This window comes from Streptomyces sp. NPDC002643 (genome assembly GCF_053592555.1).
Map to the genome: position 1 here is coordinate 74,380 of NZ_JBSFVY010000012.1, position 20,229 is coordinate 94,608.

Consider the following 20,229-nt stretch of genomic DNA (forward strand, 5'->3'; position numbering starts at 1 on the left):
CCCCATTGCGGTCACCCTTCATCGGCCCACCACTCCACACACCTTCGGCCAGAACCGACCTCTTGACCGCCGAGATTCGGACAGTGTAGACATCCCGGCGAGAGATGTTTACGTAAACATTACGGCCCTGAAGCGGCGCCGAACCATACGAGATCGCATCAAAACCGAACAAAAACAGAGCAGGACCAAAGCAGAGCCCGAGCAGAACCCGAGCAACGCCCCGATCTTTCGTGTCGCGATGGGACGCGCGGCACGCGGAAGAGTTGGAGTAACCGAGATGGCACACCGCACCCGCACGAGACGGCTCCTCGGAGCCATCGGCGTCACCGCTCTCGCCACCGGGACCGCCATGGCCACCACCTCCCTGCCGATCGCGTACGCCGACACCGCCGCCGCGAACGCCTCGGTCACGGTCCGGCCGGACCCCTCGTACAAGGCGGAGCAGCAGTTCGAGGGCTGGGGCACCAGCCTGGTGTGGTTCGCCAACGCGACCGGTGATTACCCCAAGGACGTACGGGAGAAGCTCGCCCGGCTGGTCTTCGGGAAGGACGGGCTCAATCTCAACATCGCCCGTTACAACATCGGCGGCGGCAACGCCCCCGACGTCAAGGACTACCTCCGGGCCGGCGGTGCGGTCGAGGGCTGGTGGAAGGCGCCGGAGGGGACGACCCGCGAGGACGTCGACTGGTGGAGCGCCGACGACGAGGCCGACTGGAACGACAACGCCGACGCCACCCAGCGCTGGTGGGTCGACCGCATCAAGAAGGACATCACCCACTGGGAGACCTTCAGCAACTCCCCGCCGTGGTTCATGACGGTCAGCGGCTATGTCTCCGGCGGCTTCGACTCCTCGAAGGACCAGCTGAAGGAGGAGTCGGTCGAGGACTTCGCCAAGTATCTGGTGGGCGCCACCGAGCGGCTGGAGAAGGCGCACGGCATCAAGGTCGACACCCTCGACCCGTTCAACGAGCCGAACACCAACTACTGGGGTACGCGGCTGGGCGAGGACGGTGAGCCGGTCGGCGGCCGTCAGGAGGGCGCCCACATCGGGCCCGAGCTCCAGCAGAAGGTCATCAAGGCGCTCGGCCCGGTCCTGGAGGACTCCCGTACGCACGCGGAGATCTCCGCGATGGACGAGACCAACCCCGGCACCTTCGCCACCAACTGGAACTCGTACCCCCAGGAAGTGCGCGACCTCGTCGGCCAGATGAACGTCCACACCTACGGCACCGGCCAGCGCACCACCGTCCGCGACCTCGCCAAGGCCGCCGACAAGCCGCTGTGGATGAGCGAGGTCGAGGGCGACTGGGGCGACGGGCAGAGCTTCACCGATATGCGGCCCGGTCTCGGTCTCGCCCAGCGCATGGTCGACGACCTGCGCGAACTGGAGCCCTCCGCCTGGGTGTTCTGGCAGCCGGTCGAGGACTACGACAACATGAAGCCGGGCGGTGAGTCCGCCAAGGGCGGCAACTGGGGTGAGATCCAGCTCCCGTTCAGCTGCACGTCCGAGGACACCCTCGAATCCTGCCCGATCTACACCAACACCAAGTTCGACACCGCCCGCAACTTCACGCACTACATCAAGCCGGGCGACCGTCTGATCAAGACGGACGACACCTCCAGCACGGCCGCGGTCGCGAAGAAGGGCGACAAGGCGACCGTCGTCCACGTCAACAGCACCACCGCCGCGCGTGACGTCACCCTCGACCTGTCGAAGTTCGGCAAGGTCTCGTCCCACGCCACCGTCACCCCGGTGGTGACCGACGCCGCCGGCAAGCTGATCAAGCAGAGCCCGATCCGGGTCAGCGACAAGCAGGCGACCATCACGGTCCCCGCCCAGTCCGTGACCACCTTCCTCGTGAAGGGCGTCTCCGGCGTCGCCAAGGACCAGGCCGAACTGCAGGACGAGCACACCTACCGGCTGACCGGCGTCCAGAGCGGCAAGGACCTCAGCATCGGCGCCGACGGCAAGAGCCTGGTCATCAAGTCCGCCGCCAACGGGGGCCAGCAGTGGACGCTGGACCGCGTCGGCCGCGACGCCGCCGACAACCGCTCCCGGTACGTCCTCACCAACGCCACCGAGGGCAAGCGCCTCGCCATCCGTGACGGTTCGCTGGTCGCCGAGGCCGCCGAGGGCCGCCCCGACACCGCCGCCCAGTGGATTCTCTCCACCACCGGCGACAGCACCTGGACCCTCGTCAACGCCGGCACCGGCCAACTCCCGGACGTCTACGGCCAGTCGACGAACGAGGGCGCGGGCGTGGGCGTCTGGACACCCAACTCGGGCTCCAACCAGCGCTGGAAGCTGACGGATGTGACACCGGCGGAGGGCTGACGGAGGTGACACCGGTCGAGAGCTTGACGGCTGTGGCTGTGGCTGCGGCTACGATCACGCCGTAGGGCCACCGGCCTGAGCTACGCCCGGGAGCGCCCCCGGCCCGATCACCGTGAACGCGCGGCCGGGCCGGGGGCGTTGGTGTTGGTGTGGGTGCCGACAGGGGCGAGCCAAGGCGTCAGGAGTCGCGCGGCGCTCAGCCGCCCGCCGACAGCCTCCGCAGGAGTGGCTTGGTCAGGATGGTCAACTCGGCCGGTGTGCCCGGGCATCCGCGCCGCAGCCAGTCGGTGGCCACACCGAGGAGCGCGCCGGCGACGAAGGCCGCGGGGACGTCGTGCGGGATGCCGGACGGGACGTCGGACGAGGTGCCGGACCGGAGGTCGGACGGCGTGCCGGACTGGCGGTCGGACGGGGACGCGGTGTCCGGCGGCGGCGCGGCGTTCGTGTCGGGCAGTTGCCCGGAGGAGTGGGCGGCCGCCGTGGTGCGCAGGCGTACGTGCTCGATGACGCGGGCGCTTCCCGTCGGGCCGAGCAGGCTGCGGTAGAGCCCGGCGTGCTCGGCGAAGTGCGCGAAGAAGGCCGTCAGCGGCGGGTCGGGATCTTCGGCAGGGCCGTGATCCCCTGCGGGGCCGGGAGCTTCCGAAGGGCCCTGGTCGCCCGAGGAGCTGGGTGCGTCTGACGGATCTGGCGGGATCGGCAGGGCCGGGTCGAGGGTGAGGACCACCCCGATCAGGTCGTCGATCATCGAGGTGCAGGCGGCCTCGGCCAGTTCGTGTACGTCCTGGTAGTGGGCGTAGAACGTCGAGCGGTTCACATCGGCCCGCTCGACGACGTCGGCGACGCTGATGTGCGCCAGGTCCCGCTCCTCGACGAGGTCGATCAGGGCGCGCTGCAGGGCCGCCCGGGTGCGCCGCACGCGTCGATCGCCCGACAGGGCGCCACTGCTCTTGGTCATGGCCATCTTCCAGAGCCTACCTCCTTCGGTGGCAAAATATCCAACGGATGTATGGTTTTCGTTAACTGTTGGAAAACCGACAACTGTGGTCTAACGTGGGTCCGGAACGGTACGTAGCCGCTGTGGGCAAACTTTTGGAGTGTCGTGAACCTCAACCTGACCGCCAAGACAGCCGTCGTCACCGGTGCCGGCCGCGGTATCGGACTCGCCACCGTGCGGACCCTGGTCGGCGAAGGCGTCCGTGTCGTGGGCGCCGCCCGCACCATCACGCCGGAGCTGAAGGAGACCGGCGCGTACGCGGTGTCGGCCGACCTGAGCACCCCGGAAGGGGTCTCCGCCCTCTTCGACAGCGCGCTCGCCGAACTGGGCGGCATCGACCTGCTGGTGAACAACGTGGGAGGCGGCGACAGCGCGACCGTCGGCTTCCTCGATGCCGATGACGCCGAGTGGACCAGCGCGTTCGACATCAACCTGCTCAGCACCGTCCGCGCGACCCGCGCCGCCCTGCCCAGCCTGATCGAACGTCAGGGCGCGATCGTCAACGTCTCGTCCATACTCGGCCGGATGCCCGGAGGCTTCCCGGTCGCCATGAGTTCGGCCAAGGCGGCGCTCAACGCGCTCGGCAAGTCCCTGGCCGAGGAGTTCGGCCCCCGGGGCGTACGCGTGAACACCGTGTCGCCCGGTCTGGTCCGCACCTCCGTCTACCAGGACCCCGACGGCCAGGTCGCCCAGTGGGCCACCGCGGCCGGCATGAGCCTTGCCGAATTCGTCCAGCAGATGGCGAAGAGCCAGAACGTCACGACCGGCCGCATGGCCGAAGCCGAGGAGGTGGCGGCCCTGATCGCGTTCCTCCTGTCCGACGTGGCCGGCAACATCACCGGCGCCGACTACGTCATCGACGGCGGCACGATCAAGACGGTCTGAAGCAGAGGCAAGCAAGACGGACTGACGGGGGCGCGCCGCCGCCGGCCCGGCTGGAACGGAGAGGCGCCATCAGCCCGGCCGGGGCGGCCCGACCGGGTCGGACGGGGCTACGCCCGGCAGAGGGGGGCTCGTCTGGCGGACGGGCCTACGCCCAGCGGACGGGGCTTTGCCCGCCAGCCGTGGCCCGCCCAGCGGACGGGCCTACGCCCAGCACCCGTTGACCGTGGCGGCCAAGCCGTCGAGCGCGTCCTTGATGTCGTTCGGGTTGGCGGTGGAGCCGTTCTCGATGAAGGAGAACACCTTCCAGTTGCCGTCGGCGGCCTTGGTGAGGCCGCTGAGGGCGATGGCGCCGGTGAGGGTGCCGGTCTTGGCCTTGACCTGGCCCACGGCGCAGGACGAGTCGGCGGTGTCGAAGCGGCCCCACTCCGGGCCGAGCGTGGCGCCCGCCTCGCCCGAGACGGGCAGCCCGTCCACGATGTACTTCAGCGTCTGCGCGTGGCGCGGATCGGCGGCGAGGTCGAGGATGTCCGCGATGGTCTGCGCCGGGATCGCGTTGGAGCGGGACAGCCCGCTGCCGTCGTGGATCGCGAAGTTGTCGAGGGAGACGCCGTACCGGGTGAGGACCTCGCGTACGACGGCGGTGCCGTCCTCGAAGGTGGCCGAGCGGCCGGCGCCGAGCGCGGTCATCCTCAGCAGGGTCTCGGCGTCGTCGTTGTCGCTCACCTTGAGCATGTGCTTGACCAGGGTCGACAGCTTGTCGGAGGTGTGCGTGGCGACGGGTACGTACCCCTTGCCGACGACACCCCGGGTGACGTCGCCGTCGACCGTGACGCCGCGCTCGGCGAGGAGCTTGGCGAACACACCGCCGGCGTCGAGGGAGGTGTCGTCGACGTTGTGGGAGTCGACGACGAGGGCGCGTACGGGGGCGACGGAGTCCGGGTAGTAGCCGGTGTTCCAGCCGGTGGCGAGCGTCGGCTCGGGGAACAGGCTGTCGTCGATGCGGACCTTCACCGAGGTCAGGCCCGCGCTCTTCAGGCCCGCGACGGCGGTCTTGGCGAGCGCGTCGAGGTCGTCGGTGGTGAGGCTGCGGTCGCCGCCGCCGACGAGGGTGAGCGTGCCGTCGCCGTACACGACCTTCGTGGTGAACCGGTGGTTCGGGCCCAGCACCGTCAGGGCGGCGGTCGCGGTGGCGAGTTTGGTGTTGGAGGCCGGCATCAGCGCGGTCGTCGCGTTGTGGCCCCAGACGACCTTGTCGGACTTGGCGTCGATCACGACACCGCTGAGGCTGCTGCCGAGACGGGTGTCCTGGCTGCGGGTGTTCAGATTGTCCGCGATCTGCTGTTCGGCGGCGTTCAGTTCGGTGACGTCGCCCTGGGAGACGGTCTTCGCCGCCGTCTTCGACACGGCCTTGTCGGCGGCGAAGGCGGACGGCGCCGCCAGGATCGTTCCCGCGACCGGCGCGGTCACCGCGAGCACGGCCATGCGACGCAGCGAGGGATTCGCCGGCTTGGCCTTGCGGTGCCGGCCGGCGGGGCGGGCGGCGGTGGGCAGATGGAGCATGGGGTACCTCGGTGCGCGGTGGCGCGGGTGGGGGGCGGATGGCTGGGCGCTCTACAGCAATCTTGAAAATGAAAGTAACAGGAGCGTCCCGTGCTACTGATGGGTATTTTGTGAAGGCTTGGCGCTAGGGGTTTACCTGGTGGTAGAGGGGTTCTAGGGGCGTACGGGTTCCAGGGGTTCGAGGAGTTCCAGGGGTTCCAGGGGTTTGGGTGGGTTTGGGTGACGCCAGGGCCGGGCGGGTGGGGCGAGAGGTTGGACCTCCGAGGGCCGTCCGGGGGCCATTCCAGGGTTTACGCCTCGGGCGTTGCGTCGCGAACCGACGGATCGCCCGCGAGACGCTGGCCCGAACCCGCAGAGCAAGGGAGCCCCCATGGCAGCGTCGCCCTCACCGTCCCCGTCGCCCGGCGAGCCGTACCGCTTCGACGACCTCACCGCCCTCTACGTCAACTGCACCCTCAAACCCTCCCCCCGACTCAGCCACACCCAGGGGCTCATCGACAGAAGCCGGGCGATCATGGACGGGCGCGGAGTGCGTACGGAAGTGATCAGAGCCGTCGATCACGAGATCGCTCCCGGTGTCTATCCGGACATGACCGAACACGGCTTCGCCGTCGACGCGTGGCCGGGGCTGTACGAGCGGGTGATGGCCGCCGACATCCTCGTGCTGGCCGGGCCGATCTGGCTCGGCGACAACAGCTCGGTGACGAAGAAGGTCATCGAGCGGCTGTACGGCTGCTCCGCCCTCCTCAACCCCCAGGGGCAGTACGCCTATTACGGCCGCGTCGGCGGTTGTCTGATCACCGGCAACGAGGACGGGGTGAAGCACTGCGCGATGAACGTCCTCTACAGCCTCCAGCATCTCGGCTACACGGTCCCCCCGCAGGCGGACGCCGGCTGGATCGGGCCGGCCGGTCCCGGGCCGTCGTATCTCGACCCCGGCTCCGGCGGCCCGGAGAACGACTTCACCAACCGCAACACCGCCTTCATGACCTGGAACCTGATGCACCTCGCCGCCCTCCTCAAACGCTCCGGAGGCATCCCCGCCCACGGCAACCAGCGCTCGCAATGGGACGCCGGCTGCCACCTCGACGCCCCCAACCCCGACTACCGCTGAACCCGTCGCCAGAGGGCGAGGACCCGTGCCGCGATGACCGCCGTGGACGCCAGGGCGGCCGCCGCTGTGCAGATGACCAGGGCCGGCCAGGCGTAGGCGGTCTGGGAGAGCGTGCCCACGCGGTTCATCAACAGGCCCACGAGGGTGGCCAGTTGGGAGAGGAGGAGGATCGGGAGGAGGTGGGGGAGCAGCCGGAGGAGCGCGCGCCACCGGGGGCGGCCGGGCTCGCGGTCGGCCCAGCGGCGGGCCCGTACGACTCCTCTCGTGCCCAGGGCCAGGGCCAGCAGCGTGAGCGCGGCCAGGAACCAGTCGGCCGTCATCGAGAAGGGCGCAGCCACCTCCGGGTCCTCGCCCTCGGCCAGGGCGACCAGGCCGTCGGTGAGCTGGGCAGCGTCGTCGCCGGAGATCAGGCCGGTGTTGGTGACCACCGCGATACCGATGCGGGAGTCGGGGAGAAGGGTCGCCATGGAGTTGTGGGTGAGGAGCTGGCCGCTGTGCTGGATGACCCGGGCGCGGCCGTCGTCCTGCCGCTCCGTCCACCAGCCCATCGCGTAGTCACTGGACTTCGTCGCGCGCGGGGGCGTATGCGTCGCCTCGATGGTCTTCGCGGTGGCGATACGCCGGCCCTCGGCGCTCACACCCCCGTTGTTCTGGACGATCAGCCAACGGGCCAGATCGTCCGCCGTGGTGACCACACCATGGCCGCCCGCCGTGAACCAGCGGGGGTGGGGGCGCGAGAACGTCGTGCCGTACGCCCGGACATAGCCGCGCGCCCCGTCCGGCATCTGTGTCGTCGAGTCGACCGAGGCCGTGCGCGTCATGCCCAGCGGCTCGAAGAGCCCGGCCGACATCTGCTCCGCGAAGGGCCGGCCTGCGACCGCCTCCACCAGGCGGGCCGCGACGAAGTAGTTGGGGTTGTGGTAGCGGTACCGGGCGCCCGGGGCGGTGTCCAGCCGCGCCCCGCGCATCGCGGCCACCGCCTGCTTCAGGGTGTGGGGCTGGGGGCGGGTCAGGTCCGGGTACGTGGTGTCCGCCATGCCCGAGGTCTGGGTCAGGAGCTGGCGGACGGTGATGTCCCGCGCCCGCCGGTCCGCCATCGTGAACTCGGGAAGGTAGTCCCGCACCGGCCGGTCCAGGTCCACCTCGCCCTCCTCCACCAGCCGCATCACGGCCAGCGCGGTCATCGCCTTGGAGAGCGAGGCCACGGGGACGCGGGTACCGGCCGTCATGGTCTCGCCGGACGCGGTGTGCCCGTACCCCGCCGTGTGGATGACCCGGTCACCTCGGGTCACGGCCACCACCGCACCCGGCAGCCGCGTCCGCTCCACGTAGTCGCGTACGAAGCGGTCGATGGACGCGGAGGTGAGGGTGGCCGTGGGGCGGGTCGCGGGGCGTTCGGCGGACAGTGCGTACGAGGGCGTGGCCGGTACGGCGGTGGCCGCCGACGAGGCCGTCGGCACGGCGGCCGTCATGGCGAACGCCGCCACCAGGACGCCCAGTCGGCGCCCCGCACCCCGGCGACCGGCGTCGAACACGGCGCGTACGTCGAACAGTTTCATGGTCATGGCACCCAGTGCACCGGCCCGACCCCGCCCGCGCACTGGCGTACGGGGGAGTGCGGAGGTAGTGCCCGCACTACCGTCCGGCGGTGTCCCGCTGGCTAGGGTCGGGGGATGCGCCATCGACATCGCACCGCCTGGCAGGCGCTGGGCCAGAACCCGTTGAAGGTGCTCGGTTCCAGCTGGCCCTGGCGGTCGCTCGCCTATCTGCTGTCCGGTGTCGTGTCCGGGTCCGTCGTCACGGTGGTCCTCGTGCTCGCCCTGGCCGCCGGGCTGGTGGGGCTGGTGGTGCTGGTGGGGGCTGTGATCCTGCTCGGGGTGGCGCTGTCCGGGGTCGCCGTCACCCGGTTCGAGCGGTGGCGGCTGCGGCTGGTGGACCTGGACCCCGTACCCGATCCGCATCGCAGGCCCGACCGGCCCGGACCCGTCGCATGGGTACGGACCCGGCTTTGGGAGCCCGCCACCTGGCGGGAGCTGGGGTTCACGGCGGTGTCGGCGGCCGCGCTGTGGTGGATGGACCTCCTCGTGCTCGCCTTCGCCCTGGGGCTCCCCGTCACGGTGATGACCTCGCCCCTCGACGACCCCGGCGCCTGGCCCCTCGTCGTCGTGGGCCTCTGTCTGCTCGCCGCCGCGCCCTACACCGTCACCGCGTGGGCCGGTGCCCGCGCCGCCGTCACCCGGCTGATGCTCGCGCCCCGCGACAGCGAACTCGGCCGTGAACTCACCGATGTCCGCGCCTCACGCGCCCGGCTGGTCGACGCCTTCGACGCCGAGCGGCGCCGCATCGAACGCGACCTCCACGACGGCGCCCAGCAACGGCTGGTCTCCCTCAACGTCCTGCTCGGCCTCGCCCGCCTCGACACCGAACCGGACTCCCCGCTCGCCGAACAGCTCGCCCGGGCCCAGGAGCAAGTCACCCTCGCCGTAGACGAGTTGCGCGAACTCAGCCGGGGCGTCCATCCGAAGGCCCTGACCGACCACGGCCTGACGGCGGCCGTCGAGAACCTCGCGGCCCGCTCGGTACTACCGGTCACGGTCGACATCCGACTGCCGGCCAGCCGCCTCTCCGTCCCGGTCGAGACCACCGCGTACTTCGTCGTCGCCGAGGCCCTCACCAACGCCGTCAAGCACAGCCGCGCCGACCGCGCCGAGGTCCACGCCCGGCTCCACACCGACCTCCTCACCCTCACGATCACCGACAATGGCATCGGCGGCGCCGAACACCACATGACCACCGGCACCGGACTCATCGGCCTCGCCGACCGCGTCGCCACCGCCGACGGCCGCCTCCGCCTGTCCAGCCCACCGGGCGGCCCCACCTCCCTGCATGTGGAGCTGCCATGCCGCTGACGACCGCCGTACCCGGAGACGGACACGGAGACCCCGCGGCTGCCGTGTCGCTGACCGTCGTACTCGCCGAGGACTCACCGCTGATGCGGGACGGGCTGGTCGGGGTGCTCGGCCGCTTCGGGCACCGGGTGGCGGCCGCCGTCGGGGACGCGGGCGAACTGATCGCCGCCGTACGGGAGTACGAGCCCGACATCGTCGTCACCGATGTGCGGATGCCGCCGGACAACACCGACGACGGGTTGCGGGCCGCCGTCGCCCTGCGCCGCGAACGGCCGACGCTCCCCGTCCTCGTCCTCAGCCAGTACATCGAGCAGTCCTACGCCGCCCATCTCCTCGACCTCGGCAGTGACACCGGGGTCGGCTATCTGCTGAAGGACCGGGTGAGCGCGGTCGGGGAGTTCGTCGACGCGGTCGTACAGGTGGCGGCCGGGGCGACGGTCGTGGACCCCGAGGTCGTACGCCAACTCCTCAACCGGCGGCGAGATCCCCTCGCCCGGCTCACCCCGCGCGAGCGCGAGGTGCTCGCCCTCATGGCCGAGGGGCGTGCCAACGCCGAGATCGCCCGTGAGCTGTACGTCACCGAGGCCGCCGTCAACAAGCACATCGGCAACATCCTGCAGAAACTCGAACTCCACCTCGACGGCGAGGGCCACCGCAGGGTCCTCGCCGTGCTGACGTATCTACGGGCGTGAGGGGCGGGCCGGCCCCACGGCCATGGCCACCGGCATGACCACGGCCACGGCCCACGGCTATGGCCACAGCTGTGCCCATGGGCCGCCCGCCCCGGGCGCTACGGCGTCACCGTCACCACCGTCGTCCCCTCGGTCCGCGTCCCGTCGCCGTACCGGACCAGCCCGAGGTATGTACCGCCGGACGCGAGCCCGCTCCAGCCCAACTCCACCTCGGTGGCCGTGCCCATGGACGCCGGCTGTTCCGCCGGGTTCACGGTGGCCGGGCGGTCCGGGCGGGTGTCGTCGCCGATCAGCCAGGTGTGCAGGGTGTACGGCTGGCTGTCGGTGCCCGGCGGCAGCCGGTACTGGACGACGTAGACGGTGTACGTGCCGGGCTCGGTGAGGTCGAGGTGTTCGTCGTTGCCGCTGGAGGGGTCGGAGAGCAGGTCGCCGTTCTCGTCGAGGACCCAGAGGTCGAGGTCGCCGTCGGCGAGGTGCTCGGAGGAGCGGATCGCGATCCGGGCGAGGTCGGTGCCCTCGGGCACGGTGATCTCGGTCCGGGCCACGGCCTCCGGCAGCGGTGACTGCGCGGGGTCGAAGTCGGGGGCGGCACCGGTCAGCGTGCCCGTCTTCACCGTCCCCTCGTACAGCCCGTCGACGGTGGTGGTGAGGGTGCCGTCCCAGCCGGGCGTCGCCGGGAGCGCGAGCGAACCGGTGGAGCCCTGCCCCGCGATCTCCTTCGGCACGGTCAGCGGCGCGGCCCGCAGCGCGACGGCACTGCGCACCCGGTGCCCGTCCCGGTCGCTCCAACTCACCGAGCCGTACGACCAGTCGCCGTAGGCGGCGGACGTCCGCGTGAACGTCACCTTGTACGTCGCCGACCCGCCCGCCGCCACGGTGAACCGCTTCGGCGAGACCTCGGCCCGGTACCCGGGCGGCGTCCGGAGCGTCGCGGAGTAAGTGGCCCGCTCGCCCCCGATGTTCGTCACCGTACGCGTGACCGTCTGCTTCCCGGCGAGGTCGCCCACGGCGATCGTCGGGTTGTTGAAGTCGCTCGCGTCGATCTTCCGGGCCCCGGCACAGACGTCACCGCCGTCACTTCCGTCACCACTGTCCTCGGTGACCGGCCGACCGCCGACGGCACAGATGTACGAGGTCCAGTCGGCGGAGGTGGAGTCGTAGACCAGGCCGGGGTCGTCGGCGGAGTTGGGGACGACATGTCCGGCGCCGTAGTCGAGCGGGGTGGCGGGGGCGGAGGTGTTGGAACGTGCGATGGCCTTGCCCGCGTTGTCCTTGGTGGTCGCGGTGGTCATCAGCGCCGACTTGACCTCCATCGGCGACCAGTCGGGATGCAGCGACCGCAGCAGCGCGGCGAGCCCGGCCACGTGTGGGGCCGACATCGACGTACCGGACATGACGCCCTGCCGCCCCTTGAAGATCCCATGGCCACCGGCGACCGTACCGGCGACGACGTCCACGCCGGGCGCGGTGAGATCGGGCTTCAGCAGATCACCGCCGCTCGCCACCTCCGGGCCACTCGACGAGAACCCGGCGACCCTCGGCGCCCGCTGCTCAACGGCCCGCCCAGCGCCGAGCGATGCCGTCGCGGCGCCGCCCGCCTTCTCGGCGTACGCCTTCACGGCCTCCCCCGCGGCACGGTCGAGGTAGCTGGCGGGGATCGTATGGGCGTCGACGATCGCCTCGTCGCCCGCGCCGGTGTAGTACAGCACCATGTCGGCGCCGCCCGCGGCCCGTACGGCGTCGCTCTTGGCGGTACGGCCGTTGCCGCCGCGCGCACAGATCACCACGGCGCCCTCGACCTTCGCCGGGTCGAGGCTGTCGGCCATGCAGCGGGCGGCCTGGACGGCGTCCACGCCTTGCCGGGCGGCCTTCGCCCCGTCGACCAGCGGCGCCGACGGCAGGCCGCTCGCGCCGGCGCCGACCCCGTCGTACGAGGTGCCGTCGCCGAGGGTGAGGGTCGTGCGGTAGCCGAGGTCATGGGTGGAGGCGGCCACCGTGGTCACCCAGGGGAGGCCGTTGTCCATGACACCGGGGCCGGAGTTGCCCGCCGAGGCCGCGATGAACACGCCCGCCTTCGCCGCGTTGAACATGGCCACATGGTCGGGGGCGGTGGTGGACCCGACGGCGCCGGTGCCCATGGAGTAGTTGATGACGTCCACACCGTCGGCCACGGCCTTGTCGTACGCGGCGACGATGTCGGCGGTCGAACAGCCCGCCGCCCAGCACACCTTGTACCCGGCGACACGCGCGCCCGGCGCCACACCGGATATCCGGGCGTCGACGATGCCGGTGTCCGGCACGGTCGCGGGGACGTCCATGTTCCCGGCGGCGGTCGTGGCGGTGTGGGTGCCGTGGGAGTTGGAGTCGAGCGGGGACACGACGTCCTCGCCGGTGTCCCCGAGCCCCTTGGCGAAGTACTGGGCCCCGATCACCTTGTTGTTGCACACGACCTGCCCCGGCGCGGCCTCGCCCGGGTCACAACTGCCCTTCCACTTCTTCTCGATGACCTCGGCGTCGGGGCGGGGCTCGGGCAGCGCGGCGAGCGAGGGGCTGGCCGTGTCGATCCCGGAGTCGATGACCCCGACGATCACCCCCTGCCCGGCATTCCGCTGCCCGCCCCGGAACTTGGAGTACAGCCCGCGCTTTGTCTTGAGGCCGAGGAACTCGGCGGTGTCGGGGGCGGGGAGAGCGCCTGGGGTGGAGGCGGAGGCGGGGGAGGAGGTGCCGGTGGTGGGGGAGGGGGTGGTGGGGGCCGTGGTGTCGCCGTCGGCCCTGGGTATCAGCTGCCGGATCTCGTTCCGTACGACCGAGGCGACGCCCGGCGTACGGGCCAGCTCCTTTGCCTGCCCCGCCGTCAACCTCGCGGCGAACCCGTTGAGCACGTACTGATAGCCGTACAGCGGCTTGACGCCCGGCACCTCGGCGAGCACGTCGTCGCGCTCCCGCTTCAGCCGCCCGACGTACTCGCGCACCGCCTTGTCCCCCGTGTCCAGCCGCTCGCCCTGCGCGGGCGCGGTACCGGGGGCCGTGGCGACGGGCGCGTCGGCGAGCGTCACGAGATAGGTACCGGCGGTGTACGACGTCGAGTCGGCCGGTGCGGCTCGCGTGGCCGTCGGTGCGGCCAGGGCCGGTGGGCCGTAGGCGATGAGGAGACCGCCGGCGAGGACCGGGGCGAGGAACGAGGCGGCTCCACGACTGACGCGACGACGTCGCCGGCCGGGATGTTGCTGGGACAAGGTGGTGCCTTCCTTCAAGCCCCCGAGACCGCAGCCATCCTGTTGCCCATGAGCCGTCTGTGAGAAGAGTGAACTGCTTGAAACCTGCGGAACTCCACGTCTTCTTCACGGAGTTGGGTTACTGGTTCGTGTAACTCGCCGGTAGGTGGGCGGAGTTGGCGCTGGCCGACGTCTGCCCGGACTGCCCTCACCCCCCGGTCCCCTGTTGTTCAAATTTGAAGGCGGCGCTATGGTCGACTGGCGAGCTTCAAATTTGAAGCAGTAGATTCGAAGCAGACCGGAACGCACCCATGCCCCGGAGGCCCCCATGCCCAGCTCTCACGCCCGAGTCACCACCGACGCGGCGCCCCGCTACGCCAAGCAGTTCGCCTCGCACTTCGGCCGCAAGATCCCGGTCGAGGAGACCCCCGAGGGCACCCACCGTCTGACCTTCGACAAGACGGTGGTCGTCCTCCACCCCGCGGACGACCACCTCCTCATCACGGTCACGGCCCCCGACTCCTCGACCCTCATCGCCATCCAGGATGTGGTCGGCTCCCACCTGGAACGCTTCGGCCGGCGCAACGAGTTGACGGTCGCGTGGGGGGAGCCGGCCGAGTAGCCCCTCAGCCGGCCGTGACCGGCCGCAGGCTCTCCGGCGTCAGGTCCGCCAAGGTCGGGTAGCCGTCGACCGCCATGATCAGGTCGGTCTCGGCGAGGAGGGAGCGCAGGACGTGGACGGCGCCGTCGGTGCCGCCGAGGGCGAGACCGTAGACGTACGGGCGGCCGATCCCCACCGCCGTGGCGCCGAGGGCGAGGGCCTTCACCACGTCCGCGCCGGAGCGGACGCCGGAGTCGAAGAGAACGGGCAGGTCGCCGTCGGCGGCGGCCACGACGCCGGGGAGACAGTCCAGCGCGGGCAGCCCTCCGTTGGCCTGACGGCCCCCGTGGTTGGAGCAGTAGACGCCGTCCACCCCGTGGTCCTTGGCGCGGCGGACGTCCTCGGGGTCGCAGATGCCCTTGAGGATGAGGGGGAGGTCGGTGAGGGAGCGCAGCCAGGGAAGGTCGTCCCAGGTCAGAGGGTTGGAGACGATCTGGGTCCAGTGCAGGACCGCCGCGCCCGGGTCCTGCTCCGGTGGCACGGCGAGCCGGGAGCGGAACACCGGGTCGGAGAAGTAGTTCGCCAGGCAGTGACCGCGTAGCTGGGGGAAGTTGCTCACGGCCAGGTCGCGCGGGCGCCAGCCGACCACCCATGTGTCCAGGGTGACCACGAGCGCCCGGAAACCCGCCGCCTCCGCCCGCTTGACCAGGCTCTCCGCCAGCTCGCGGTCGTTGGGGGTGTAGAGCTGGAACAGGCCGGGGGTTTCGCCGAGTTCGGGGACGACCTTCTCCACCGGGTCGACACTGAGGGTGGAGGCGACCATCGGTACGCCGGTCCGCGCGGCGGCCCTGGCGGTCGCCAGATCACCGTGCCCGTCCTGCGTACACAGCCCGAGAACACCCACCGGGGCCATGAACAGCGGCGACGGCCACCGCATCCCGAACAACTCCACGGACAGCTCCCGCCGCGCCGCCCCGACGAGCATGCGCGGCATCAGCCCCCACCTCTCGAACGCGGTCACATTGACCCGCTGAGTCCGCTCGTCACCGGCCCCGCACGCGACATATCCGCCCACCGACGCCGGCAACGCGGCCAGCCCCAGCCGCTCCAACTCCGCGTACGCCATCGGAAAACGCGGTACGACCCCGCCCAGTCCCTCGAAGTAGATCTCGTTCTGGAAATCCCCGAACGCCATGACTGCCCCTTCCCGTAATCACTCCGGACAAGTGCAGAGTGCTGCCAACGCCGGGGGAGCGCCACACCCCGAATGGCTGAACCGCGAATTGCTGAACCCTGAATGGCTGCACCCTGGATGGGTGATCCGGTGGTGACCGAAAAGGCCGCCGTCCCGGCCGGGCACCTCGGGGGCAGGTGCGCCCGGCCGGGACGGCGGCGGGGGAAGGTCTCGGCGGCGGATGATCCCAGAGTGCGCCGCCGAGACCCGCGTGGTCTGAGCCGGTCCTGTCGGCCTCAGCAGGTCCTGCCGTCTGGCGTGTCCTGTCGGCCTCAGCAGGTCCTGCGGTCTGAGCCGGTCCTCTGGTCTCAGCCGGCCATGTCGAAGGTGGCGACCTTGGGTGCGAACACGGTGTCCCCGTCCTCGGCGGTGGCCAGCGCGGAGATGTACCAGGTGCCCTCGTCGGCCTCGGCGGCGTCTTCCTTCGTGACGGCCAGCTCGTAGGTGCAGCGGGCGGACCGGTCCGAGGTGCTCTCGCAGGTGGCGCTCTCGACGTGCGCGAGGTCCTTCTCGGTCGGGTCGAGCTTCGAACTCGCCGGCCAGGCGATCACCTTCAGCCCGAGCACACCGGAGTCGTCCCGCACATCCGTGGTGAAGGTGAGCGACCCGTCCTTGTCACCGCTCGGGGCGACGTACCGAACCGAACTGTTCTCCAGTATCGGCTGCTCCACACCACGTGCTACGGCGATACCGCCGGCGGTGAATCCACCGACGACGAGAAGGCCGATGAGGGTGGAGACAAGAGCGCGCTTGGACATGGTGGAACCCCCTGGATTCAGAGTGACGAAGCTTGATTGGATGAGTAATTCGGTTCGGCTCGACGAATTCTTCGAAACCGTTGGTGGAGCGTCTTTCGGGATATTTCCCGGTCGCTTTCTCGATGCTCAAAGACTATGGCGGGGAGTGGGGTTCGGACCTCGGGCCGGCGGATGATTACCGACTCGAACCAGAGGTAGAGAGCACCGGCCCACCCGGCCGGTCGCGGTAGGCCTTATGGCCGATCCGCCCCGCCCCGCACCCGGCAAACGCTGACCATTCGGCCGAGGTGGACGCCTCTGGCCAGGCACGAGATTGGGATACGGCTCCCAGCCCGCCCATCCCAGGAGCGCACCCATGCCACCCGTGTCCTCACCCACCGCACCCCCACGACAGCCGCAGCAGCGGTCGCAGTCGCAGGCCCTGTCGCACTCACCGGCCGGGACGCCGATCCCGACCGCATCGCGCCCTGGTGCGGCGGGGCGCTTTGGTACGGCACGGCGTGCTGGTGTCGCGGGGCGTCCTCGTGGGGCGGGGCGTCCTCGTACGGTGGCGTGGCTCGACCGGAGCGGTTGGTCGGCCCGGCTGCGGAGGCTGGAGGACCTGACCTGGCTCTACTGGCTGACCTGCGCGGTGTTCGCCCTGCTGCTCTCCCTGGTCACGACACTCACGCCCCACCGAATCTGGGGCGCCTGCGCGGCCCTCGGCTACGGGTTGGCGGCCTGGCACACGCGTAGGACGGCGAGGCCACGCGCACGCGCACGAACCGTTGGCGGAGCACCGGCGACGCATCGCCCACGGACCGGCCGGGCGGCGTTGCCGGTGGTGGGTTCGGTGGCGGCAGGGGCGGCGGTGGCGGGTTCGGTGGTCCTCCCTCTGCTGCTCCTCATGACCCTGGGCGCAGCCCAGTCGGAGGTCCATGTGGTCGAGGACTCGGCCACCCACCTCCTGTCCTCCGGCACCCCGTACACCCCCCACCCCCACGAGGTGGACGACTACAACCCGTACCTCCCCGGCATGGCCCTCTTCGGCCTCCCGCGCGCCCTCTTCGGCGACACCCCGCTGTCGGCCCTGTCCGACGCCCGCCTGTGGTTCACGGCGACTTTCCTGATCAGCATGTACGTAGCCGGTCGCGGGGCCACCGCAGGCGCATTGCCGAGGCCGACCGATGACCCGACAGAGGCACACCGGACCGACACCCACCGGACCGAAACCCGCCGCACGCACATCGACTGGACCCCCGCCGTACTGCTCCTCGCCTCCTTCCCGGCGGTGGCGTTGCCGTTGGCGGTCGGCGGTGTCGATCTGCCGGTGATCGGGCTGATGTGTCTGGGCCTGGCGCTGGCGGGCCGGGGCGGTTCCGGTACGGCGGCGGGGCTGGCGATGGGTGCGGCGGCGGCACTGAAGTGGACGGCCTGGCCGCTGCTGCCGGTGGGTTTGACACTGCTGGCTGCGACGGCGGGGCGCAGGGCCGCCGTACGGGCGGGATGGGTGTCCGTGACGATGGCCGCCGTAACCGTCCTACCAGCGGTCTTCGTCGCCCCTCACGCCTTCATCGAACATGTGATCCGCTTCCCGCTGGGCGAGGCAGGTGTGGAGTCCCCGGCGACAAGCCCCCTCCCCGGCCACCTCCTGGCGGCATACGTCCCCGGCGGCGCGACCCTGGCGAAGACCGCGCTGGTACTGGCGGCCATAGGGGTCGCGGCGTCCCTCGTGACCCGCCCACCCCGAACGGTCCTGGCGGCAGCGGATCGACTGTCCATAGGCCTGGCCCTGGCGATGTGCCTGATGCCGGCCACCCGCTTCGGTTACTTGGCCTACCCCCTGGTCCTGGCCCTCTCGTTCCGAGCGGCACCGGCCCTCACGGCGGGCGGAAACAACAAAGGCAAGGAGTCCCTCAACTCCCTGCCGTACTCAACGTATAGCGCACGGGGGGCCTTGCGGCAAGGCCCCACCGTTACCGCAGAATCACCGGCCGAAGCCCACAACCTGTGGACGACCGAAGCCCCAACCGGCGGAAACGGATACTGCGATGACCCCCGCGAGCGACAGGCCCTCCGTGAACGAACCGATCGACGTGATCATCGCCGGCGGCGGTCCCACCGGCCTGATGCTGGCCGCTGAACTGCGCCTGCACGGCGTACGCGTACTCGTCCTGGAGAAGGAACCACAGCCACCCACCTACGTTCGCGCCCTCGGCCTCCACGTGCGCAGCATCGAGGTGATGGACCAACGAGGTCTGCTGGACCGCTTCTTGGAGAACGGCAAGAAGTACCCCCTCGGCGGCTTCTTCGCGGCCATTCCCAAACCCACACCCCCCGGCCTGGACACCGCACACGGCTATGTCCTCGGTATCCCCCAACCCACCACCGACCGCCTGCTCGCCGAACGAGCCACCGAACTGGGCGCCGAGATCCGACGCGGCAGCGAACTGACCGCCCTGACCCAGGACGAAGACGGAGTGACGGCCGAACTGGCCGACGGCACCCACCTCCGCTCCCGCTACCTGATCGGCTGCGACGGCGGCCGCAGCACGGTCCGCAAACTGCTGGGCATCGCCTTCCCCGGCGAACCGTCCACGACAGAGACCCTGCTGGGCGAGATGGAGGCGTCCATGCCGCCGGAGGAGGTGGCGGCGGTGGTGGCGGAGGTCAACAAAACCCAGAAACGCTTCGGCCTGTCACCCTTCGGGGCCCCGGGGGTCTACCGAGTCGTGGTCCCCGCCGAAGGCGTCTCTTCAGACCGCACAACCCCACCCACCCTCGACGAGTTCAAAACCCGACTACGAGCGATCTCCGGCACGGACTTCGGCGTCCACTCCCCGCGCTGGCTCTCCCGCTTCGGCAACGCCACCCGCCAGGCCGAGCGCTACCGGGTAGACCGTGTCTTCCTGGCCGGCGACGCGGCCCACATCCACCCCCCGACCGGCGGCCAGGGCCTCAACCTCGGCCTCCAGGACGCGTTCAACCTCGGCTGGAAACTGGCCGCCGCCCTGAACGGCTGGGCCCCGGCAGACCTCCTGGACACCTACCACTCCGAACGCCACCCGGTGGCCGAAGAGGTCCTGAACAACACCCGAGCCCAAATGGAACTGATGTCCACCGACCCGGGCCCCCAAGCGGTCCGCCGCCTCCTCTCCCAGCTGATGGACATCGACGAGGTAAACCGCCTCCTCATCGAAAAACTCACCGCGATCTCCATCCGCTACGACTTCGACAACACCCACCCCCTCCAGGGCCGCCGCCTACGAGACCTCCCCCTGAAGCAGAACGGCCGCCTCTACACCCTGACGCACTCAGGCCGAGGCCTCCTCCTTGACCAGGCAGGCCAACTTTCGTTGGAGGGCTGGACGGACAGGGTCGACCACGTCGTGGACACCGCCGAGGACTTGGACGTGCCCGCCGTACTCCTCCGCCCCGACGGCCACGTGGCGTGGGTGGGGGAGGACCAGCGCGACCTGATGGGCCACTTGGCCAAGTGGTTCGGCACCGCTGCCTGTTGAGTAGCCCCTGGGTGATTGAGCGTGACTACGGCTTCGGTGGTTCGGAGGACTCGGGGGAGGGCGGAAGAGGGTCGCTTACGAAGGAGCCTCGGGCGCGTACGGTCACCACGAGTCCTCGGTCTCTGAGGATGTCCAGGGCCCGGCGGACAGTGCCCGGGCCGACTTTGTAGTCGTGCGTCATGGTCAGTTCGCCCGGCAGCCGGGTGCCGGGCGCGTATTCGCCGGAGCGGATCTTCCGCTCGATGATCGCGGCCAGCTGTTCATACACGTACTGCGGCGAGTCCGGGCTGATCGTGTCCACGTTTTGACCGTAGACCGCCACCCCCTACCACGCATCACCTAGTACTACTACCAACCACTACCCATCACTACCGTTCTCGGCTAAGGTCGCAGCACACAGAGACGCCCCGGCCGGAAGGGTGAGAGCTTCCA

General features: G+C 70.4%; 15 protein-coding genes. 8 read left to right on the forward strand and 7 right to left on the reverse strand.

The features are described from left to right. Positions 1-277: 277 nt before the first annotated feature. Positions 278-2,335, forward strand: coding sequence for a glycoside hydrolase (locus ACWD4G_RS19655; protein ID WP_451295005.1), 2,058 nt, complete (start codon positions 278-280; stop codon positions 2,333-2,335). Positions 2,336-2,531: 196 nt separating this feature from the next. Here ACWD4G_RS19655 and ACWD4G_RS19660 read toward each other — a convergent pair whose 3' ends face one another. Further along, a complete protein-coding gene (locus ACWD4G_RS19660) occupies positions 2,532-3,296 on the reverse strand; it encodes a TetR/AcrR family transcriptional regulator (protein ID WP_451295007.1) in 765 nt (254 codons plus the stop codon). Between the two features lie 138 nt (positions 3,297-3,434). On the opposite strand from ACWD4G_RS19660, the gene ACWD4G_RS19665 reads away from it, so the two are divergent. After that, entirely contained in the window at positions 3,435-4,214 is a 780-nt protein-coding gene (locus tag ACWD4G_RS19665; RefSeq protein ID WP_451295009.1) for an oxidoreductase, read from the forward strand. 201 nt (positions 4,215-4,415) lie between these two features. Here ACWD4G_RS19665 and dacB read toward each other — a convergent pair whose 3' ends face one another. Continuing rightward, positions 4,416-5,774, reverse strand: coding sequence for a D-alanyl-D-alanine carboxypeptidase/D-alanyl-D-alanine endopeptidase (dacB, locus tag ACWD4G_RS19670; RefSeq protein ID WP_451295011.1), 1,359 nt, complete (start codon positions 5,772-5,774; stop codon positions 4,416-4,418). 370 nt (positions 5,775-6,144) lie between these two features. Between dacB and ACWD4G_RS19675 the strand changes: the two genes are divergently transcribed. Beyond that, on the forward strand, positions 6,145-6,888 hold the full coding sequence (locus tag ACWD4G_RS19675) for a flavodoxin family protein (RefSeq protein ID WP_451295013.1): 744 nt from the start codon (positions 6,145-6,147) through the stop codon (positions 6,886-6,888). Here the strand turns inward: ACWD4G_RS19675 and ACWD4G_RS19680 are convergent. After that, the gene (locus tag ACWD4G_RS19680) at positions 6,879-8,453 is read right to left on the reverse strand and encodes a serine hydrolase domain-containing protein (protein WP_451295015.1); all 1,575 of its coding nucleotides are present in this window, start codon (positions 8,451-8,453) and stop codon (positions 6,879-6,881) included. The two genes, ACWD4G_RS19675 and ACWD4G_RS19680, sit on opposite strands and share 10 nt — an antisense overlap. Positions 8,454-8,561: 108 nt before the next feature. On the opposite strand from ACWD4G_RS19680, the gene ACWD4G_RS19685 reads away from it, so the two are divergent. Together ACWD4G_RS19685 and ACWD4G_RS19690 are read left to right on the forward strand one after the other, a co-directional pair. After that, the gene (locus ACWD4G_RS19685; protein ID WP_451295017.1) at positions 8,562-9,797 is read left to right on the forward strand and encodes a sensor histidine kinase; all 1,236 of its coding nucleotides are present in this window, start codon (positions 8,562-8,564) and stop codon (positions 9,795-9,797) included. A gap of 44 nt (positions 9,798-9,841) precedes the next feature. Further along, positions 9,842-10,489, forward strand: coding sequence for a response regulator (locus ACWD4G_RS19690; RefSeq protein WP_451295362.1), 648 nt, complete (start codon positions 9,842-9,844; stop codon positions 10,487-10,489). Positions 10,490-10,587: 98 nt separating this feature from the next. Here ACWD4G_RS19690 and ACWD4G_RS19695 read toward each other — a convergent pair whose 3' ends face one another. Further along, complete coding sequence (locus ACWD4G_RS19695; RefSeq protein ID WP_451295019.1) at positions 10,588-13,725, reverse strand: S8 family serine peptidase; 3,138 nt, start codon at positions 13,723-13,725, stop codon at positions 10,588-10,590. 307 nt (positions 13,726-14,032) lie between these two features. Between ACWD4G_RS19695 and ACWD4G_RS19700 the strand changes: the two genes are divergently transcribed. Further along, positions 14,033-14,326 (forward strand): DUF2218 domain-containing protein, encoded by a 294-nt coding sequence (locus ACWD4G_RS19700; RefSeq protein WP_451295021.1) that lies wholly within the window; start codon positions 14,033-14,035, stop codon positions 14,324-14,326. Between the two features lie 4 nt (positions 14,327-14,330). On the opposite strand, the gene ACWD4G_RS19705 is transcribed toward ACWD4G_RS19700, so the two are convergent. Together ACWD4G_RS19705 and ACWD4G_RS19710 are read right to left on the reverse strand one after the other, a co-directional pair. After that, a complete protein-coding gene (locus tag ACWD4G_RS19705; RefSeq protein WP_451295023.1) occupies positions 14,331-15,500 on the reverse strand; it encodes an alpha-hydroxy-acid oxidizing protein in 1,170 nt (389 codons plus the stop codon). Between the two features lie 347 nt (positions 15,501-15,847). Next, positions 15,848-16,297, reverse strand: a complete 450-nt coding sequence (locus tag ACWD4G_RS19710) for a DUF5707 domain-containing protein (RefSeq protein WP_451295025.1) — start codon at positions 16,295-16,297, stop codon at positions 15,848-15,850. Positions 16,298-16,844: 547 nt separating this feature from the next. Between ACWD4G_RS19710 and ACWD4G_RS19715 the strand changes: the two genes are divergently transcribed. Both ACWD4G_RS19715 and rox read left to right on the forward strand, forming a co-directional pair. Next, the gene (locus ACWD4G_RS19715) at positions 16,845-18,419 is read left to right on the forward strand and encodes a glycosyltransferase 87 family protein (RefSeq protein ID WP_451295027.1); all 1,575 of its coding nucleotides are present in this window, start codon (positions 16,845-16,847) and stop codon (positions 18,417-18,419) included. Beyond that, positions 18,406-19,797 carry a rifampin monooxygenase gene (rox, locus tag ACWD4G_RS19720; protein WP_451295364.1) on the forward strand — a complete coding sequence of 464 codons (1,392 nt, stop codon included), beginning with the start codon at positions 18,406-18,408 and terminating at the stop codon, positions 19,795-19,797. Before ACWD4G_RS19715 ends, rox begins: the two co-directional genes overlap by 14 nt. Before the next feature lie 25 nt (positions 19,798-19,822). Here rox and ACWD4G_RS19725 read toward each other — a convergent pair whose 3' ends face one another. Further along, positions 19,823-20,098, reverse strand: coding sequence for a GntR family transcriptional regulator (locus ACWD4G_RS19725; RefSeq protein WP_451295029.1), 276 nt, complete (start codon positions 20,096-20,098; stop codon positions 19,823-19,825). Between the last annotated feature and the right edge of the window lie 131 nt (positions 20,099-20,229).